16 protein-coding genes are annotated in these 21,095 nt (G+C 41.3%); 6 read left to right on the forward strand and 10 right to left on the reverse strand.

Going from position 1 to position 21,095, the window contains the following annotated elements:
* Positions 1-24 precede the first annotated feature (24 nt).
* Positions 25-1,566: a hypothetical protein gene (locus AC6JAD_RS02410; RefSeq protein ID WP_461302742.1), complete on the reverse strand. Its 1,542-nt coding sequence runs from the start codon at positions 1,564-1,566 to the stop codon at positions 25-27.
* A gap of 150 nt (positions 1,567-1,716) precedes the next feature.
* Between AC6JAD_RS02410 and AC6JAD_RS02415 the strand changes: the two genes are divergently transcribed.
* Genes AC6JAD_RS02415 through leuB form a run of 4 tightly spaced genes read left to right on the forward strand, consistent with a single transcriptional unit; the run spans position 1,717 to position 6,014 of the window.
* Complete coding sequence (locus AC6JAD_RS02415; RefSeq protein ID WP_461302741.1) at positions 1,717-2,889, forward strand: 2-isopropylmalate synthase; 1,173 nt, start codon at positions 1,717-1,719, stop codon at positions 2,887-2,889.
* Positions 2,890-2,910: 21 nt separating this feature from the next.
* Positions 2,911-4,293, forward strand: coding sequence for a 3-isopropylmalate dehydratase large subunit (leuC, locus tag AC6JAD_RS02420; protein ID WP_461302740.1), 1,383 nt, complete (start codon positions 2,911-2,913; stop codon positions 4,291-4,293).
* Positions 4,293-4,877, forward strand: coding sequence for a 3-isopropylmalate dehydratase small subunit (gene leuD / locus AC6JAD_RS02425; protein WP_461302739.1), 585 nt, complete (start codon positions 4,293-4,295; stop codon positions 4,875-4,877). The genes leuC and leuD overlap by 1 nt, the downstream gene beginning before the upstream one ends.
* Positions 4,878-4,895: 18 nt before the next feature.
* Complete coding sequence (gene leuB / locus AC6JAD_RS02430) at positions 4,896-6,014, forward strand: 3-isopropylmalate dehydrogenase (protein ID WP_461302738.1); 1,119 nt, start codon at positions 4,896-4,898, stop codon at positions 6,012-6,014.
* A 42-nt stretch (positions 6,015-6,056) separates the two neighbouring features.
* Here leuB and thrC read toward each other — a convergent pair whose 3' ends face one another.
* The 9 genes from thrC to AC6JAD_RS02475 all read right to left on the reverse strand — a co-directional run bounded on the left by thrC (position 6,057) and on the right by AC6JAD_RS02475 (position 18,619).
* Positions 6,057-7,358, reverse strand: a complete 1,302-nt coding sequence (gene thrC, locus AC6JAD_RS02435) for a threonine synthase (protein ID WP_461302737.1) — start codon at positions 7,356-7,358, stop codon at positions 6,057-6,059.
* Positions 7,355-8,284, reverse strand: a complete 930-nt coding sequence (locus AC6JAD_RS02440) for a homoserine kinase (RefSeq protein ID WP_461302736.1) — start codon at positions 8,282-8,284, stop codon at positions 7,355-7,357. The genes thrC and AC6JAD_RS02440 overlap by 4 nt, the downstream gene beginning before the upstream one ends.
* Before the next feature lies 1 nt (position 8,285).
* Positions 8,286-10,724: a bifunctional aspartate kinase/homoserine dehydrogenase I gene (gene thrA / locus AC6JAD_RS02445; RefSeq protein WP_461302735.1), complete on the reverse strand. Its 2,439-nt coding sequence runs from the start codon at positions 10,722-10,724 to the stop codon at positions 8,286-8,288.
* Positions 10,725-10,957: 233 nt separating this feature from the next.
* A complete protein-coding gene (ilvA, locus tag AC6JAD_RS02450) occupies positions 10,958-12,220 on the reverse strand; it encodes a threonine ammonia-lyase IlvA (protein ID WP_461302734.1) in 1,263 nt (420 codons plus the stop codon).
* A complete protein-coding gene (ilvC, locus tag AC6JAD_RS02455; protein WP_461302733.1) occupies positions 12,220-13,719 on the reverse strand; it encodes a ketol-acid reductoisomerase in 1,500 nt (499 codons plus the stop codon). The genes ilvA and ilvC overlap by 1 nt, the downstream gene beginning before the upstream one ends.
* 22 nt (positions 13,720-13,741) lie before the next feature.
* Positions 13,742-14,266 (reverse strand): acetolactate synthase small subunit, encoded by a 525-nt coding sequence (ilvN, locus tag AC6JAD_RS02460; RefSeq protein WP_461302732.1) that lies wholly within the window; start codon positions 14,264-14,266, stop codon positions 13,742-13,744.
* A 25-nt stretch (positions 14,267-14,291) separates the two neighbouring features.
* Positions 14,292-16,025, reverse strand: coding sequence for a biosynthetic-type acetolactate synthase large subunit (gene ilvB / locus AC6JAD_RS02465; RefSeq protein ID WP_461302731.1), 1,734 nt, complete (start codon positions 16,023-16,025; stop codon positions 14,292-14,294).
* A 24-nt stretch (positions 16,026-16,049) separates the two neighbouring features.
* A complete protein-coding gene (gene ilvD / locus AC6JAD_RS02470; RefSeq protein WP_461302730.1) occupies positions 16,050-17,726 on the reverse strand; it encodes a dihydroxy-acid dehydratase in 1,677 nt (558 codons plus the stop codon).
* A complete protein-coding gene (locus tag AC6JAD_RS02475; protein ID WP_461302729.1) occupies positions 17,726-18,619 on the reverse strand; it encodes a branched-chain amino acid transaminase in 894 nt (297 codons plus the stop codon). The genes ilvD and AC6JAD_RS02475 overlap by 1 nt, the downstream gene beginning before the upstream one ends.
* Positions 18,620-19,108: 489 nt before the next feature.
* On the opposite strand from AC6JAD_RS02475, the gene AC6JAD_RS02480 reads away from it, so the two are divergent.
* Both AC6JAD_RS02480 and metK read left to right on the forward strand, forming a co-directional pair.
* The gene (locus AC6JAD_RS02480; RefSeq protein ID WP_461302728.1) at positions 19,109-19,633 is read left to right on the forward strand and encodes a hypothetical protein; all 525 of its coding nucleotides are present in this window, start codon (positions 19,109-19,111) and stop codon (positions 19,631-19,633) included.
* A 162-nt stretch (positions 19,634-19,795) separates the two neighbouring features.
* On the forward strand, positions 19,796-21,052 hold the full coding sequence (metK, locus tag AC6JAD_RS02485; RefSeq protein ID WP_461302727.1) for a methionine adenosyltransferase: 1,257 nt from the start codon (positions 19,796-19,798) through the stop codon (positions 21,050-21,052).
* Positions 21,053-21,095 lie beyond the last annotated feature (43 nt).

The following is a 21,095-nucleotide window of genomic DNA, read 5'->3' on the forward strand; positions in this document are numbered from 1 at the left end:
ATTCTCCAAATAATTTTTGAAATTTTATTTTATCGCCCCCGCTTTTTTACGAATAATTTCGGAAATGGACTTGCCGGTAATATGGCTTTCCAACCATGACAGAATATCAAGGTACAAGAAGCTTCGGCGCTCATAGGGATCGTCTTCGTACTGCTTCAATTGATCATATAATTTTTGGAATTCACCTTTCAATTGATGAGGATAAATATCACCAAGGCCTTTTAAAAATCGGATCATTTCCTTCTGAACCTGATAGAGATCTTCCATCTTTATCAAGAATTTGTAGGTGCTCTTTATTAATCGCTCCAAATGATAATCATCGCCCGCTTCATAATGGGCAACCAAGTTTAGGATCCTCGAAAAACACAACAAATCCTCCCGCATTTGCAATGATTTATTCTCGATAATTTTCTGAAGGTATTCTATACACATCCTATTGCGTCCCGCACCAAAATACAGACACCCAATCTTATAGTACAAGATCATGATATGGTGTTCGTCTATGGTCTCTTTGTGTTCCTCTATCCCAGCAAGTACTTCCTTAACCAATGGTAGTCCTTCTTCGAACCTTCCCTCCATGAAATGAAGGTTTATTTTATGGGAGTATATATGCAAGAAAATAAGACTCTCAATGTTCTCACTTTTTGGAAAGGTTCCTAAGGCGACCGTACCTTCCATTTTTTCAAGAGCTTCCTTAAAACGTCCTATATCTTTGATATAAAAAAGTGCTTCGAGCAAGTATTGCATACCTCGTAAATAGAACACTGGGTTCAAAGTAATCATACCAGGTTGTTCATGGAAAAGATCGGTCCATTTCAGCGCATATTTGTAGCACGACTTAAAATCCTGAATTAAAAAACTATACCACAGATATGCTTTGTTAAGCCATAATCTTTCACGAAACCCTAATTTTTCATCCTCCAATTTGGGCATGCGATCGTGAAAGTAATTGGTGATTATCTGATACTCCTCATCATTCTTTACGTATCCCTTTTTCAAGAATATCCCATACAACTGAAGGGACAAATTGCTCAATTTACTGGCGATCACATTTAGACGGCTAATGTCCTTGGCCTCAACAGTGAGTTCGTCGGCCCTATTGCTAATACTTCGGGTGATATACTGAGATTCTATTACCTTTTCCAATTCAATGATCTCGTAAGCAATGTTCTTTTCTTCATTTTGAAGCGCACTGCTTTTTGCTCGATCCAAAATCTTGAGGCTTTGGTTATACAACCCTTTATGATATAAAATAGTGGCAAAATCCAACTGCTCTCTAAGTTGAATTCGCACATTCTGGTGAGATGGGTTTAACCGAAGGCTCACCAAAATTTGTTTGTACAAATGTGCCTTTATGTTGGAAAGCTGATTTTTGGTAATGGTGCCTCCCTTTAAAATCTGGGTTTCATTGTAGGCAGATTGCTTTTCCAAAATTTGAAAAAGCTGCATGAACTTGGCATCTTCATTTACACCCAATCGCCCCACATACAGTTTAAATTGTCGTTTTTCGGATTTGGATAGCGATTTCACCAGATCGAACAAATTATCTTTTTGGGTTTTGGGCATAGCAAAACTTTATGTTGTAATTAATTTGTTTTCAGTTGTTTACAAAATTAAGAAGTGTTTTTAACACCGTAAACCGAAACCGTAAAAATCCCGTCTTCAGCAATCCAAAATATAAATTCGTATTACAAATAGAAAATTAATCCTTCAAAAATGTCGCAACAACAAATTCAAATTTTTGATACAACACTTCGTGACGGGGAACAAGTTCCCGGTTGTAAATTGAATACCGATCAAAAAATCATCATTGCTAAACAGTTAGATTTGCTTGGCGTAGATGTAATAGAAGCAGGATTTCCAATTTCGAGTCCGGGCGATTTTAAAAGTGTGCAGGCCGTTTCCGAAGTGGTACAAAATGCCACTGTTTGTGGCCTTACCCGAGCGGTTAAGAAAGACATTGAAACTGCTGCAGAAGCACTGAAAAGTGCAAAAAAACCAAGAATCCATACGGGGATAGGTACTTCCGATTCACATATAAAGCACAAGTTCAAGGCAACTCGTGAAGAAATAATAACCAGAGCGTATGAAGCAGTTCGCTATGCCAAATCCTTCGTGGAGGACGTTGAATTTTATGCAGAAGATGCGGGACGTACAGATAATGACTATCTAGCTCAAGTTTGTGAGGCTGCCATAAAAGCTGGTGCTACGGTACTTAATATTCCAGATACCACAGGATATTGTCTTCCCAGTGAATATGGTGCGAAAATTAAATACCTGAAAGAAAATGTAAATGGCATAGAGAAGGCCATTCTTTCCTGCCATTGCCATAACGATTTGGGCTTAGCCACTGCCAATTCTATTGAAGGAGTCATAAATGGGGCTAGACAAATTGAATGCACTATAAATGGAATCGGGGAACGAGCTGGTAATACGGCTTTAGAAGAAGTAGTCATGATCCTTAAGCAGCATCCATACTTAGATTTGCACACCCACGTACAAACACCATTGCTATACGAAACCAGTCAAATGGTTTCCAGACATATGGGGATATATACACAGCCCAATAAGGCCATTGTAGGATCTAATGCCTTTGCCCATAGTTCGGGAATACATCAGGATGGGGTAATTAAGAACAGGGAAACCTATGAAATTATTGACCCAAAAAGTGTTGGAGTAACCGAGTCTGCTATTGTATTAACCGCCCGTAGTGGACGTGCTGCATTGGCGTACCGTGCTAGAAAAGTAGGCTATGAGCTAACAAAGCTTCAACTAGACGAAGTGTACGACAATTTTTTAAGTTTTGCTGATAGAAAAAAGGAAATCGAGGATAACGATATTCATGAGATCATTGAAACATCAAACATATACCAAGAGCTTAGTGCTTAGTAGTACAGAGATCCGCAAACCATGAAAAAGACACTATTCGACAAAGTTTGGGATGCCCATGTGGTGGATACCATTGAAAATGGGCCCCAAATTCTTTATATAGATCAACACCTTATTCACGAGGTAACGAGTCCACAGGCATTTCAAGCCCTGGAAGACCGGAACATTCCTATATTTCGTCCAAATCAAATTGTTGCTACAGCCGATCACAATACACCGACGATACATCAGGATAAGCCCATTAAGGATCCTTTATCACGCCACCAGTTAGAACAATTATCCAAAAACTGTAAAAAGAACGGGATTACGCTATACGAATTAGGCCATCAATACAATGGAATCGTTCACGTTATGGCTCCCGAATTGGGCATTACCCAACCTGGTATGACCATGGTTTGTGGCGATAGTCATACCTCAACCCATGGGGCTTTTGGCAGTATTGCCTTCGGAATTGGTACCAGCCAAGTAGCACAGGTATTTGCGAGTCAGTCGTTACTGCTTAAAAAGCCCAAAAAAATGCGGGTAACGGTTCATGGCACCTTAAAAAATGGGGTGCTTCCCAAAGACGTAATCCTCTATATAATTTCACAAATAGGCACTAACTCAGGAACTGGTTATTTTTGCGAATACGCAGGGGAAGTGTTCGAAAACATGAGCATGGAAGGTCGTATGACGGTGTGCAATATGAGTATTGAAATGGGAGCACGTGGCGGTATGATTGCTCCAGACGAAACCACTTTCGACTATGTAAATGGTCGCAAATTTGCACCCAAAGGTGCCGAATTCGATAAGAAAGTGGCCTATTGGAAGACATTGAAAACAGATGAAGGAGCCACTTTTGATAAGGAGTATGTCTTCGAAGCCCAGGATATTGAACCCATGATTACATATGGCACCAACCCCGGTATGGGAATCAAGATTAATGGTCATATACCTCAACAAGAAGATACTTCGTTTCAGAAATCCTTAGCCTATATGGGGTTTGAAGCAGGGGGTCAACTTTTGGACACCCCTATTAATTATGTATTCATAGGAAGTTGCACCAACTCAAGGATTGAAGACTTTCGGGTTGCGGCCTCATATGTGAAAGGCAAACAGAAAGCTGAAAACGTAACTGCATGGCTGGTCCCTGGGAGTAAGCAGGTGGAGGCCCAAATTATAGATGAAGGATTACGGGATATTTTTGAAGCGGCCGGATTTCGATTGCGTCAACCAGGTTGCTCTGCTTGTCTCGCCATGAATGACGACAAAATTCCTTCGGGAGAATATTGCGTATCTACCTCGAACAGAAATTTTGAAGGACGCCAAGGACAAGGCGCACGAACCATATTGGCCAGTCCTTTGGTAGCTGCAGCAACGGCAATTGAAGGAAAAATTATTGACGTTACAAATCAATTGAACTAATGGAAAAATTCAACAGATTGCATTCAACAGCCATCCCATTGGAGATAGAAAATGTGGATACCGATCAGATCATTCCTGCGCGTTTCCTAAAAGCTACTGACAAAAAAGGATTTGGTGACAATGTATTTAAGGATTGGCGTTTCGATAAAGATGGAAACCCTAATGAAAGCTTCGTGCTAAACAATACAAGCTATTCGGGATGTATTTTAATCGCGGGCACCAACTTTGGATGCGGCTCCAGTAGGGAACATGCGGCTTGGGCTTTGGTAGGTTATGGATTTAAAGTAGTGGTTTCAAGTTTTTTTGCAGATATTTTTAAAGGCAATGCCCTAAACAATGGACTAGTACCGATTCAAGTTTCTGAAGAATTTCTTCAAGAGCTGTTCACCATTGTTAAGCGAAATCCCGAAACCATCATTCAAGTAGATCTTAAGGCACAAGTCATTTCCATTGAAGATGATTTGGAGGAAACTTTTGAGATTGATCCCTATAAAAAAACGTGTTTGTTGAATGGATACGACGATATCGATTTCCTAATGAGCAAATTAGAAAACATTAGAGCATTTGAAACCGAAAGGATATAAAATCATTAAAAGAAAAGTATGAAATTAAATATAGCAGTATTGCCAGGAGATGGCATTGGTCCAGAGGTCACCCAGCAAGCCATAAAGGCCATGAAGGCAATAGCGATGTCTTTTGACCATGAGTTTGTTTTCAAAACCGCTGCCGTTGGAGCCATTGCGATAGATGAAAAAGGGGCTCCCCTTCCGGATGAAACCTTAGCACTATGCAAAGCGAGTGACGCTATTTTATTTGGTGCGATTGGAGACCCTAAGTATGACAACGATCCCTCAGCTCCCGTTCGTCCAGAACAGGGTTTATTGAAACTGCGTAAAGAATTAGGACTTTTTGCCAACATTCGCCCAGTAAAAGCCTATGGCACTTTATTGGATAAATCACCCCTTAAAGTTGAGAACATCAAGGGAACCGATATCAGTATATACCGTGAGTTAACAGGCGGTATATACTTTGGCGAGAAAAAGATGAACAAGGAAGGAACAGAAGCTTCCGATCTTTGTTTGTATACCCGTGAAGAAATTGAGCGTATCACGCACCTTGCCTTCAAAGCAGCACAAAGCCGCAAGAAGAAAGTAACTTTGGTGGATAAAGCCAATGTGCTGGAAAGCTCACGTCTTTGGCGTAAGGTGGTTACCGAAATAGGAACCCACTATCCGGATGTGGAATTGGACTTCCTTTTTGTGGATAATGCGGCCATGCAACTAATTTTAAATCCAAAGCAGTTCGACGTAATCCTTACCGAAAACATGTTTGGAGATATTATTAGCGATGAAGCTAGTGTTATTGGCGGTTCCATTGGCCTATTGGCATCTGCTTCAATTGGAGGGGAGATCGGTCTGTTCGAACCCATTCATGGTTCCTTTCCTCAAGGTGCCGGGAAGGGCATTGCCAACCCCATTGCTTCCATTTTAAGCGCTGGAATGCTCTTGGAGCACTTTGGTCTTCATGAAGAAGCCAATGCTATTACACAGGCCGTAGAAAAGGCATTGGAATTAGATATTACCACTCCAGACCTGAACCCTCAAAATGTAAATATTACTACAGAACGTGTAGGAGATTTTATTGAAGATTTTCTTTTGAACCCTGAAGATTCAAATCTAAACTTCATGAACATCCATTTAGGACAATCCACCATCATTTAACTATTAAGTGATCTTGGGAAGGTTTTCCAAAAAAATAATAGGTTAGTCTGATAACAGCCAACTTTTTAATTGTTGATAGGTCGAGAGTTTCTCGGCCTTTTTTTCTTTATGAAGCAAGGCTTCAATTGCATTGGGTAATCTAATATCCTTGGCTATATTTTCTGGAATAACATCCAAAAACTTCACAGGATGAGCAGTTTCCAAAAAGACCCCTAGCGTATTATTGGTATGGCCCAAATGTTCTTTTAAAGCTAAGTAACCTATGGCACCATGTGGGTCTGCAATATATTTGTAATTCTTAAAAAGGAATTGCATCGCCTCCCTGTTTTCATCATCTGAATAACTATATCCAGAAAGATGACCCTTCAATTCGGTAAGATTATCATTATATATCTCCTGTATTCGAACAAAGTTACTCGGAGCTCCCACATCCATTGCATTCGAAATGGTGGCTACTGAAGGTTTCGTTATATAATCCCCGGATCGCAGATAGTTGGGAACTATATTATTTGCATTCGTTCCTGTTACAAAGTGATGGACCGGTAGCCCCAATTGCTCAGCCATCATTCCCGCACAGATATTTCCAAAGTTTCCGCTGGGTACGGAAAAAACAATATCCTTGTCATGGGTTTTCAACGTTTTGTAAGCAAAAAAGTAATAGAACATCTGAGGGAGCCATCTTGCGACATTTATTGAATTGGCAGATGTAAGGGTGCGCTTACCTTGAAAGTCCTGATCCATAAATGCCTTTTTTACCATCGCTTGGCAATCATCAAAAGTGCCATCGACCTCAATAGCCGATATATTCTTTCCCAAAGTGGTTAATTGCTTCTCCTGAATATCGCTCACTTTACCACTAGGATATAGAATGACTACGTCTACGCCATCCACTTCGTAAAACCCACTAGCTACAGCGCCACCAGTATCTCCGGACGTAGCAACCAAAACAGTCACATTCTCTTGGGTCTTCTTTTTCTGGTTGAAGTATCCAAGACAGCGCGCCATAAATCGTGCCCCCACATCTTTAAAGGCAAGTGTGGGGCCATGGTACAACTCTAGGGCATAAACTCCATTTTCTACTTCGATTAAAGGAAAATCGAAAGAAAGAACTTCCCTAACAATACCTTTAAGATCCGAGTGAGGAATGTCATTTCCAACAAATTGCTTAATAGCTTCGAATGCAATGGTTGCATTATCCAATTCTTCTATAGTTTCAAAAAAAACATCTGGTAATGGTGTTATTTTTGAAGGAAAATACAACCCCTTATCGGGTGCCAATCCATTAACTACGGCCTCCCTAAATGATACCGTTGGCGCATTGTTATTTAAGCTGTAATAGGTCATGCTGAAATGATTCTTGTTCCCTGATCTCCAATCTTGGAGACGTAGATGTTATACTCAATTCCTTTGTTCTTATATACCTCATCCATAAAATGAGCTGTTTTCTGCGCCTGTTCTTTTCCTTCGGACAAGGCAAAAATAGATGGTCCCGATCCCGATATTCCTGCGCCAACGGCTCCACTGGCAATAGCTCGTTCCTTTACAAGATCGAAATGCGGGATAAACAATTTACGGGCAGGCTCTACGATAATATCTTCCAATGACCGACCAATGAGTCCATAATCACTGGTATATAAACCACTAATTAACCCTCCAACGTTAGACCATTGTTTAACTGCATCTGTCAACGGTACTTTTTTGGGAAGTACATTACGGCCATCTTCGGTTTTTAATTCAATTTGCGGATGCAAAACGGTAACAAACAAATCCTTTGGGGTAGGAATGGAAACAATTTCCAACGGATCATAACTACGTATCAAAACAAAGCCGCCATAAAGGGCTGCCGACACATTATCTGCAATTTGAGCGCCACAAGCCACTTCCTCACCTAACATGGCATACTTTACCAATTCCAATTGTGAAAAAGGTTCATGCAAAAACTGGTTCACTGCAAAAGCCGATCCCGCACTGCTAGCTGCACTACTACCAAGACCACTTCCGGGTTTGTATTTCTTTACGATTTCTATTTCCAATCCAAAATCCACCTTAGCATCTTCGAGCATTTTCTGTGCAACAAATCCGGCTGCATTTCTTTCGGTATCGTACGGTAATTTAGCTCCTTCTATCTTAGTGATGGTAACTTTCCTTTTTTCTGGAATTTTCTGAAAGGTCATCTCGTCTCCCAAATGTTCTAAGGCGAATCCCATGGCATCGAATCCACAGGAAACATTGGCCACCGTCGCTGGAGAAAATATGTGTAATCTATCCATCCTATTTCTTTCCTAAACTAATTATATCACCAAATAATCCAGAAGCTGTAACATCGGCACCAGCTCCGGCTCCCTTTATGATAAGTGGCTGATCCGCATATCGTTCGGTATAAAAAAGCACAATATTATCCTTGCCATCCAAATTATAGAATGGGCTGTCATGAGCTACTTCCTGCAACCCAACTGAGGCTTTCCCGTCCGTAAATTGGGCTACGTACTTTAATCGTTTTCCCGCGCTGTCTGCCTTTTCAAATAGGGCATCAAAATGCTTGGCTTCTGTTTTCAAGGTTTCATAGAAATCCTGAACCGTATCTGCTTCCTGAGATGCCTTGGGCAGAAAGGACACATTCTGTATGTCTTCCATATCGACTTGGTTTCCACTTTCGCGAGCCAAGATCAGTATTTTTCTGGCCACATCCACTCCGCTTAAATCAATTCTCGGGTCAGGTTCTGTATAGCCTTCTTCCTGTGCCTGCTTCACCACCTCATAAAAAGTAGTTTGAGATGAAAAGTTATTGAATACAAAATTAAGGCTTCCAGAAAGTACAGCTTGTATAGAGGTAATTGCATCACCCGAATTGATAAGATTCTTCAAAGTATTGATTATGGGTAATCCTGCACCAACATTGGTCTCAAAAAGGAAAGGAGCATTATACTTTCTGGATAACATCTTCAATTCTTTGTATTTGGCATATTCTGAGGAACAAGCAATCTTATTGCAGGCAACAATGGCAATGCTTTCTTTTAAATAGAAATCATAACTTCCGGCTACTTCGGCATTGGCTGTTATATCAACAAAAACACTGTTTCTTAAATTGAGCTCCTTGATTCTGGTTTGCCAAGCTTTTTCATTTTTGGGTTCCCCTTGATCCAATGTGGAATCCCAATTTGAAAGGTCAATTCCATCTTCATTAAAGATCATTTTCCTAGAGTTGCTCAACCCAGCCACACGAAGGTTCAAAAATAAATTTTCGTACAAATATTCCTGTTGTTGTTTGATTTGTGCCAACAAACGATGTCCTACATTTCCAACGCCTACAATGAACAGGTTTAACGTCTGGACTTGTCGTTCGAAGAAGCGATAATGAAGTGTATTCAAGGCTTTTTTTACATCCTTTTGAGCGATCACTGCCGAAATATTCCGTTCTGAAGCTCCTTGGGCAATGGCCCTTATATTTACGTTGTTCTTCCCCAAAGCACTAAACATCTTTCCACTTACGCCCTGATAGCTTTTTAACCCATCTCCCACTACGGAGATGATGGCATGATCCACTTCGGAAATAACCGGATCTACCGTTCCCAATGATATTTCAAACGCAAATTCGGAATCAATGACCTGCACTGCAGCCTGTACATCCTCACTCTTTACCCCCAGGCAAATCGAGTGTTCTGAAGATGCCTGCGTAATCATGATTACATTTACTTTTGCCGATGATAATGCTTCAAACAAGCGCCTTGAGATACCTGGAATGCCTACCATTCCATTTCCTTCGAGGGTAAGCAAGGCGATATCCGGCAGGTGACTTATTCCTTTCACAGGTCCGTTGTCGGTCTGGGTCTGTTCATGGATAAACGTACCACTAGCCTCGGGATCAAAAGTATTTTTAATTACAATGGGTATACGCCGTTCCAGAACTGGGCGAATCGTAGGTGGATACAACACTTTAGCCCCAAAGTGGGAAAGTTCCATAGCTTCCTGATAGGACAACTTTTCAATGGGGAACGCTTGTCTAACCCATTTCGGATTTGCTGTAAACATTCCGCTAACATCTGTCCAAATTTCCAATACGGAGGCTTGTAATGCTCCGGCAATTATAGCAGCGGTATAATCTGAACCTCCCCTACCCAAAGTTGTGGCCTCCCCTTCCTCATTTCGGGAAACGAAACCTGGCATGAGCGTAACTTTGGTGTTATTATTATTAAAATAGTCACGAATATTCTTAGTTGTACTATCCGAAATTACAGTGGCTTGTGTATGGTTGGAATCGGTTACAATCAATTCGCGACTGTCCTTTAATTTCGAATCAGTGACCTTGACTTTCAGCGCTTCTGCTATCATGAATGAGGAAAGCACTTCCCCAAAGCCAAGCACTTTATCCTTGGTTTTATCGGAGAACTCATTGATAAGGTAGATTCCTTGAACGATGCTGGTTAATTCTTGAAGCAATTGCTGCAGTTGCTCCAGAGCATCATAGGTTAACCCCAATTCATTTGCGGTGCGTAAATGTCGGTCTTTTATTTGCTTTAGCACTGCATTATAATCATCGTCTTTTGCATTTGCCTTTTCACCCACTTCGAGAAGTACGTCGGTAACACCTCCTAGGGCGGAAACCACAACAACTAGATTACTATTCTTGCTTTTAGCTTCAAGAATAGCTATGACCTTTTTTATATTTTCTGCATTGGCGACAGAAGTCCCCCCAAACTTTAGAACTTCCATGATTATCTTATTTGATGGTTCATCGTTTAATTTCTTTTTACTGCATAAAAAAAGACCTTCCGTTTTGGGAAGGTCTTCTATTTATATATCATATAATACCATCCCTGCCGTCAACTTGTGCCGGTTACTGTGGTCGTGGTATTAGTAATACTGTGTTTCATTGTTCCTTACAAATGTTTGAAAAGAAAATAACAATTCAAAATTAAATAGGTTATTTCTCAAATTTTTCTGAATCAAACCAAAAATTGAAACAATTCAGGCTTGTCATTCAGATAATCCTGATAAAACTGATGGGCCTTCATACGTTCAACCAAAGGAGTAAAATCACTGGACGATTTCAATTCCAGCCCTACCACTGCCGATCCAGTAGATCGATTCGTTTTCTTGGTATATTCAAAATAAGTAATGTCATCTTCCGGCCCCAGTACTTGGGTAAGAAACTGGCGCAAAGCTCCGGCACGCTGTGGAAATTTTACTATGAAATAGTGCTTTAAATTAGTGTAAAGAAGGGCTCTCTCCTTGATTTCTGCTGTACGAACAATATCATTATTACTGCCGCTTATGACACAGGCAACGGTTTTACCGTTTATTTCAGAAGCATAGTAATCTAAAGCCGATACACTCAATGCGCCGGCAGGTTCCACTATTAATCCTTCTTTGTTGTATAGGTCCAATAGTGTTTGGCAAATCTTGCCTTCGGGAACCGTAATTACGGCATCCAAAGTATCTTTACAAATCTGAAAGTTCCTTTCGCCAACTTGTTTCACTGCAGCGCCGTCCACAAACTTCTCTATTGTATCTAAATATACATTTTCCCCTTTTTCCAGGGAATGTTTCATGGCCGGAGCCCCTTCTGGCTCGACCCCAATGATCCTGGTCTTGGGAGACAATTGCTTAAAAACCGTACTTAATCCTGCTGCCAATCCTCCGCCTCCAATCGGAACAAAGACATAATCCAATGGCCTTTCCATTTGCTCCAAAAGTTCCAAACCTATAGTTCCCTGACCTTCAATAACCTTTTCGTCATCGAAAGGGTGTACAAAAATTTGTTGATGTGCTTCAGAAGCTTGTAATGCAATGGCATGCGCATCATCAAAAGTATCCCCTTCAAGGCAAACTTTTACAAACCCTTCACCAAAATGCTTTACCTGTTCCACCTTTTGGAATGGGGTAGTAGCTGGCATGTAAATGGTTCCATGTACCTGTAGAAGTTTACAGGAAAGGGCAACGCCTTGTGCATGATTTCCTGCACTGGCGCAAACCACCCCATGGTCCCTTTTCAAAGGTGCTAACGAAGCCATTTTGTTGTAGGCACCTCGAATTTTATAGGATCTTACTGGCTGTAAGTCTTCCCGTTTTAGATAGATCTCGCAATTAAATTTACGAGAATACCGATCATTTTTTAACAAAGGGGTTCTCACCACCACTCCATCCAATTGTTTGGCGGCCGATTTTATATCGGCAATCTTCGGTCTATATTCAGAAAGAACCTCCATTAAACTACTGCTACCAACTCTTCTTGTGCTGCCACGTTGATTGCCTTCATGTGGGTCATGGCACCGCGTAATGTTTTCCCAATGGCCTCAATCTCATGCGCGGCTATTGCTTCATTAATTTGAAGCAACTCTGCGTTATCCACATTTTTTGACGCTGGATATCCTCCTATATCCTCTAAAGTAACCTGTTCCATGAATTCGGTGAGCATTGGCTTAGCAGCATGATCGAAAAGATAGCAGCCATATTCGGCAGTGTCCGAAATTATCCGGTTCATCTCGAACAGTTTCTTACGTGCTATAGTATTGGCAATGAGTGGAAGCTCATGAAGTGATTCGTAATAAGCCGATTCGGCAATAATACCTGAAGCTACCATGGTGTCGAAAGCCAATTCTACCCCTGCCTTTACAAATGCCACCATGAGGGTTCCATGATCAAAATAGGTCTGTTCCGAAATGTGCTCGGCGGTTATGGGTGTTTTTTCAAAAGCCGTTTCACCTGTCGCAGCTCTCCAACGTAATAAATTGGCATCCCCGTTAGCCCAATCGGTCATCATGCCCTTGGAGAATTCCCCACTCATGATATCGTCCATGTGTTTCTCGAACAATGGTGCTAGCACTTCCTTTAATTCTTCGGAAAGTTGGTAGGCCCGAATCTTTCCGTTATTGGAAAGGCGATCCATCATGTGCGAAATCCCGCCATGCTTTAATGCCTCAGTGATGGTCTCCCATCCATATTGAATCAATTTGGATGCATACCCTCTATCGACACCAAAACCGATCATCTTGTCAAAACACAAAATAGATGCTGTTTGCAATACCCCGCATAGGATGGTTTGTTCTCCCATTAGGTCACTCTTTACCTCGGCAACAAATGAAGATTCCAATACTCCTGCTTTGTGACCACCCGTTGCAAAGGCATATGCCTTCGCCTGATCCATCCCTTTTCCTTGGGGATCGTTCTGTGGATGTACAGCGATAAGTGTGGGTACGCCAAATCCTCGTTTGTATTCTTCGCGAACTTCACTACCCGGACATTTTGGTGCCACCATGATCACCGTTATATCCTCACGAATCTGCATGCCTTCCTCTACAATATTGAATCCGTGCGAATACGACAGTGTAGCTCCATTTTTCATAAGCGGCACTACCGCCTTCACCACATTAGTATGTTGCTTATCTGGTGTTAAATTACAGACCAAGTCGGCCGTTGGAATAAGTTCTTCATACGTTCCCACAACAAAACCATTCGAGGTGGCATTCTGATAGGAAGCACGTTGTTCTGCAATGGCACTTTCCCGCAATGCATAGGATACATCCAATCCGGAATCGCGCATGTTCATTCCTTGATTGAGACCTTGCGCACCGCATCCAACTATGACCACCTTTTTATTTTCCAAGGCTTCAATACCATCCTTAAACTCGGAGGCCTCCATAAAGCGGCATTGACCCAATTGTGACAATTGTTCCCTTAGGGATAATGTGTTAAAGTAATTTTTCATGATGTATATTTTATGATATCGCTTAAAACGTTGTTAATAATGGACTAATGTTTAATGACTCCTTGGTAATGGCAATGCGCGCCGATCGCACAAATTGCATGATTCCAAAGGGCTTCAGTTGTTGATATAGACTTTCAATTTCACTTCTTCTTCCAGACTTCTCTAGCACAAAAAACTCGCGTTCCACCGTGACTATCCGGACATTACTTTCTGAAATGATCTTTTGAATATTGGCATCTTCAAAAAAGAGATCACTCTGTATTTTAAAAAGGCAACATTCCTGATAAATAGTCTCTTCATCTGTATGATAAAAAGCCCTAATGACATCGACCTGTTTCTCTATTTGCCCAATTATTTTTTGAATCTGTTCTTCAGTTATATTTACAATAATCGTCCATCGGGACACTCCTTCAATCTCTGATATGGAGGTATTGATGCTTTCAATATTGATATGCCTTCTTTGGAAAATAGCTGAAATACGATTCAGTAATCCCACATTGTTTTCGGTATAAATGGAAACCGTATATAATTTGTTTTCTGAACTCATCTCGTTTTCTTTTGATATGGTTTATCTACTCCAATCGGATGTCTGAAACAGAAGCCCCAGAAGGAATCATTGGAAATACATTATCTTCTTTTTCGACACACACTTCAAGGAAATAAGGTCCGTCAAACTGCATCATATCCTTAACCGCAGTTTGCAATTCTTCCCGCTTGGTTACTCGTTGTGCTTCTATATGATACCCTTTGGCAATGCTAACAAAGTCGGGATTGGTCATTTCTGTTGAGGCGTAGCGCTTTTCAAAAAACAGCTGTTGCCATTGCCTTACCATTCCTAGGAATTCATTATTTAGGACTACAATTTTTACAGGCGTTCTATTTTGAAAAATGGTCCCTAATTCCTGAATGGTCATTTGATACCCACCATCGCCAATTACGGCAACCACCTGTCTTTCTGGGGCGGCCATTTTAGCACCGATTGCCGCTGGGAGTGCGAAGCCCATTGTGCCTAATCCTCCTGACGTAATATTACTTCGGGTTTGACTGAATTGCGCATAGCGACAAGCAATCATTTGATGTTGTCCCACATCGCTTACAATGGCAGCCTTTCCTTTACTTTCCTGATTAATGGCAACCATTACCTCCCCCATTGTGAGCCCTTCTTTCGATGGATATAAATCATGCTGAATGACTTTTTCTTGCTCTATGGATCGCAAGTCTATGAATCTTTGCAACCAAGCGTCGTGACTATTAGATTTCAATAAAGGAATAAGCCCTGAAAGTGTTGTTTTGGCATCGCCCAGAACTGCTACATCTGCATGCACATTTTTGTTGATTTCGGCAGGATCGATTTCAAAATGAATCACCTTTGCTTGTTTGGCATAGGAATTTAAATCTCCTGTCACACGATCGTCAAAACGCATCCCGATAGCTATAAGGACATCGCATTCGTTGGTTAGGATATTTGGAGCATAATTTCCATGCATACCCACCATACCCACATTTAATGGATGGGATGTGGGAATAGCCGAGGCTCCTAAAATGGTCCATGCGGATGGTATACCCGCTTTTTCGATTACCGTTCTGAGTTCGTTTTCCGCTTTTCCTAAAATCACCCCTTGTCCCCAAACAATCAAGGGATTTTTGGCGTTATTTATTAAAGTCGCAGCGGACTCCAGTGCTTTGGGTTCGCAGGTTGGAACGGGATGGTAGCTCCTAATTGCTGTACATTTTTCATAGGAGAAATCGAAACTTTCAAACTGTGCATTTTTGGTGATGTCTATCAATACAGGGCCCGGTCTGCCGCTTTGAGCTATATAAAAGGCCTTGGCAAATATTTCCGGTATTTCGGAAGCTTTGGTAATCTGGTAATTCCATTTGGTTACGGGTGTTGAAATACCAATGATATCTGTTTCCTGAAAAGCATCGGTCCCCAATAAATGAGCCCCCACTTGTCCGGTAATACACACCATAGGTGTTGAATCGATCATGGCATCTGCAATTCCTGTGATTAGGTTTGTTGCACCGGGGCCAGAGGTAGCTATGGCCACACCCACTTTTCCAGAAATTCTGGCGTAGCCTTGGGCAGCATGTGTTGCTCCCTGTTCATGCCGGGTTAATATATGTTGCAACTTATCCTGAAACTTGTAGAACTCATCATACACGGGCATAATGGCCCCGCCAGGATATCCGTAGACCGTTTTCACATCTTCTGCCAGCAAACAATGAACGACAGCTTCACTCCCGGTCATAGGCTTTGAAGAAGTGGTCGTGATCTTAGTTTTGGATATCGTTTGTAATTCCATGGTTTTCATTTTATAATGTGACAATTAAAACTCATCGGTAACACAGCCATAAGAAGCCGATGAAACCGTTTTAGCATATTTGTATAAAACCCCTTTTGAAAACTTGAGCGGAGGAGCTGTCCACCGTTCCCTCCTAGCGGTTAGTTCAGCATCATCTATATGTAATTGAATGGTATTTTGTGCTGCATCGATAGTTATTGTATCGCCATTTTCTACCAGAGCCAAGGTTCCTCCCTCTTGCGCTTCCGGTGTAATGTGCCCAACCACAAATCCATGGGTTCCCCCGGAAAAACGACCATCTGTAATGAGCGCCACGTCCTTACCCAATCCAGCTCCCATAATGGCAGCTGTCGGCTTCAACATTTCTGGCATTCCCGGGCCTCCTTTAGGTCCTTCGTAGCGGATTACAACCACATCGCCCTTCTCAACCTTGCCTTCGGCAATTCCTTTATTCACTTCAACTTCACTATCGAATACTTTTGCAGTTCCAGAAAAATACAGCCCTTCCTTACCAGTTATCTTCGCCACACATCCCTCTTTTGCAAGATTGCCAAATAACATCTGCAAATGCCCAGAAGGTTTAATGGGCTTCTCAATGGGGTGAATTACATCCTGACCTTCTGGAAGATTGGGTGCATCGATCACATTTTCGGCCAAGGTTTTACCTGTTACCGTAAGGCAATCGCCATGAAGTAATCCATTTCTAAGCAAATATTTAAGGACGGCAGGAATCCCGCCCAGCGCATGAATATCTTCCATAAGGTATTTGCCGCTTGGCTTTAGATCGGCCAAAAATGGTGTGCTATCGCTAATTGCCTGAAAATCTTTTAAGGTGAATGAAATGTTAGCAGCTCTTGCTATAGCTAAAAAGTGCAATACCGCATTTGTGGATCCCCCTAATACCGTAACCAATCGCACGGCATTCTCCAATGACTTTCTGGTAATGATATCGCTGGGTTTGATGTCTTTTTCCAACAAAGTTTTCATCGCTTCACCAGCCGCTACAGACTCTTTTTTCTTCTCTTCACTAAGTGCAGGATTGGAGGCGTTGTAAGGCAATGCCATTCCCAAGGCTTCAATTGCCGAGGCCATAGTATTTGCTGTATACATTCCACCACATGCGCCTGCGCCAGGACATGCCTTCTGAACCACCTGTTCATATTCAATTTCGGTCATAGTGCCCGCCATCTTGCTTCCCCAAGCTTCAAAAGCAGAAACTACATCCAATTTCTTTCCATTATGACAACCAGAATCTATGGTTCCTCCATAGACCAGAATGGAAGGTCTGTTTAAACGAATCATAGCCATTAAGGCGCCGGGCATATTCTTATCGCACCCTACCACGGTAATCAACCCGTCATAACTCATAGCCTGCACTACGGTTTCCATGGAATCGGCAATGATATCCCGAGAGGGCAATGAATATCGCATTCCCGGTGTGCCCATAGAAATACCATCGCTTACACCAATGGTATTGAAAATGAGGCCCACCAAATCTGCCTCTTTGGTTCCTTGTTTTGCCAATTTGGCTAAATCGTTTAGGTGCATATTGCACGGATTCCCTTCATATCCTGTACTGGCAATGCCAACAAATGCTTTGTCGAAATCTTCGCGTGTAAGACCAATAGCATGCAACATGGCTTGTGCAGCAGGTTGGGTTGGATCCTGAGTAACTGTTTTACTGTATTTATTTAGTTTCATTAGTATGCTGGTTCAAAAAAATGAGTGGTATGTGCCCGAACAAGTTTCTGGTAATGTTCTGAAAGTTTATAACCCAAGGTTTCCCGCCATGGTTTCTCAAAATTCTTTCCATCCAAGGATTTTATGGGTGCAATTTCGGCCGCAGTTCCCGTGAAAAACGCGCTATCGGCTTTATACACATCGCTAGGTGTAAAGTGTTTTTCCAAAATCATTATTTCTAACTCTTCAGCCATTTCAAAAACTGTCTGTCTCGTGATTCCCGAAAGAATGTTGCCTAACGGGCAGGTGAACAACACACCGTTCTTTTCGTAAAAGAAATTGGCTCCTGGTCCTTCAGCCACATAACCATATTGATCTAACAATAGAGCCTCGTCATATCCCTTTGCCTTTGCTTCGGTTGTCGCCATAATAGAATTGGTGTAATGCCCAACCAGTTTGGCTTGTATATGGGTAGATTTTGGATTGGGTCTTTGGTAAGATGAAGTCATCACCTCAATTTCCTTGGTACCCAAATATTTACCCCATTCCCATGCACATAATAATAAATGCGAAGTCTCTGCTGGTTGCAAGGACATCATTTCGCCTTGATATAATAATGGACGGATATAGGCATCTTCAAAATCATTTTTTTCGAGTAATTCGTAACTCAGTCGGATCAATTCATCCACAGTATATGGACAAGGTATGTGCATGACTTCGGCAGAATATAAAAAGCGCTCGAAATGCTCTTTCGCTTTAAATATTTGAGCTCCATCATTGGTTTTGTATGCCCGGATTCCTTCGAAGACCCCATTACCATAATGAAGTGTTTGGGCGTAAAGCCCTGTTTGTGCCTCGCTAGCCTTCAGCCAAGCTCCGTCTAAATACAACTGTGTTTCCTGATCGTAATACATTATATTTTAAATTAGTTCGAAAGTAGACCATACTTACAGCTAAAGGTTTTTCCAATTTACACTTTGAGCTATGCCTAATTTCATTCGATTATTATTTATTTTATTGATTTTCAGTTATTTAAATCATTATTCATTCCGATGTCCACATGCTAATTTTATTCAAAAAAAAGACCTGTATCGCACTGATACAGGTCTCTCATTGATTCATGACCGTCTGTATCAGCGCCAAGGTGGCGAGACAATACGAATGACAGAAATGACAATAATATGCTTCATGTTTGTTTCAATAAAAAAAGCCTTCCCGTTTCTGGGAAGGCTTTCTTGATAAATACTATCAATTTAATGAATACCGTCCCGCATCGTCATGGAATGACAATGTTGTGAATGACAGTAATAATATTTTGAGTATTCATCTCTACAAATGTTTGGAAAAGTTTTTTAGAATTCAAAATTTAAAGCGCTATTTTTAATTTACCTAAGGAACATTTTATGAGATTCATTGCCATTTTTGCACTTACATTCATATCCATCTGGCAAACCCAATCCCAAGAAAACCTGCAATTCCCGGATGATTATCTAGGTATCTACAAGGGAATCCTGCACATAGACTCTGAAAGGGGAGAGCAAAACATTCCCATGGAGTTTCATCTCACTTCGACCGATTCTATAGGATCCTATAATTATATCCTTGTCTATGGCGAAGGTGAAAAAAGACAGGAAAGAAACTATACCTTGATTGAAAAAGATTTAGAAAGGGGGCATTTTGTGGTGGATGAAAACAACGGAATTGTATTGGATGACAAGGTCATAGACAATAGAATGTATGCTTTATTTGAGGTAGGAGGTAATTTATTGACCACCTTTATCACTTTTGAAAAGGATCATATGACTTTTGAAATTGTTTTCGCTCCAAAGAACAAAAAGAACAGTACTTACGCTAAAGATGAAGAGCAAACCGAGGTCATCTCCTACCCAATTACCACAGTGCAAAGAGCGGTGCTTCAGAAACAGTAAAAACCTTTTGTATTTTTTAGAGAATGCTTACATTTGCCGACGGAATTGAGGACAAATTTGACTGATTGCAACCTCGAGAAAAAATGCTAAAGGCAGTGTTAACTTCCTGAGACGTTTTCGTCAAATCTACTTCCAAATACAAACCATTTTAAAACCATTTTTATGGCTTATTTATTTACTTCGGAAAGTGTTTCTGAAGGACACCCAGATAAAGTAGCAGATCAGATAAGTGATGCTTTAATTGATCATTTTCTGGCTTTCGACCCCCAATCGAAAGTGGCTTGCGAAACATTGGTTACCACAGGACAAGTAGTATTGGCTGGTGAAGTAAAGTCTAATGTATACTTAGATGTTCAAAAAATTGCCCGTGATGTGATTAACCGTATTGGTTATACCAAAGGGGAATATCAATTCGACGGTAATAGCTGCGGGGTTCTTTCTGCCATCCACGAACAGAGCGATGATATTAATCGTGGGGTGGATCGGGAGACCAAAGAGGAACAAGGTGCCGGGGACCAAGGAATGATGTTCGGTTATGCTACCCGCGAAACGGACAACTACATGCCGCTCGCTTTAGATCTTTCGCATCGCATCCTAAAGGAATTGGCAGCCATGCGCCATGATGGAAGTGAAATTGGCTACTTAAGACCTGATTCTAAAAGTCAGGTGACCATAGAATATGACGATGACAACAAACCTGTACGAATCGATTCTATTGTGGTATCCACCCAGCACGACGAATTCGATTCCGATGATGCTGCTATGCTGGCCAAAATTAAGAGTGATATTATACACATCCTGATTCCAAAAATTAAAGGGCAATCCAAACCCGAAATTCAGGCGTTATTCAATGACGACATTACATATCATATTAACCCAACGGGAAAATTCGTTATTGGCGGACCTCATGGGGATACTGGACTTACTGGACGTAAAATTATCGTAGATACCTATGGTGGAAAAGGTGCTCATGGTGGTGGTGCTTTTAGCGGAAAGGATCCGAGTAAAGTAGATCGTTCTGCGGCATATGCAACAAGACATATTGCTAAAAACCTTGTGGCTGCTGGGCTTTGTGATGAAGTTTTGGTACAGGTAAGTTATGCTATCGGAGTCGTAGAACCTATGGGTATTTTTGTAGACACCTACGGAACTTCTAAGGTAGACCTAACCGATGGTGAGATTGCTCGAAAAGTATCTGAAATTTTCGACATGCGACCTGCTGCTATCGAAGAACGATTAAAACTTCGCCAACCCATGTATTCTGAAACGGCTGCTTACGGACATATGGGCCGTACCAATGAAGTGGTTACCAAAACCTTTGCGACACCTTATGGAGAGAGCAAATCTATGGAAGTAGAGTTGTTTACTTGGGAAAAACTGGATTATGTAGATACTGTGAAGAATGCCTTTCAAATCTAGGTAGTCCTTCCAAAGAACTAAAAATCCCCTGAAAAGCAGGGGA

It is taken from the genome of Aureisphaera sp. (genome assembly GCF_059726885.1).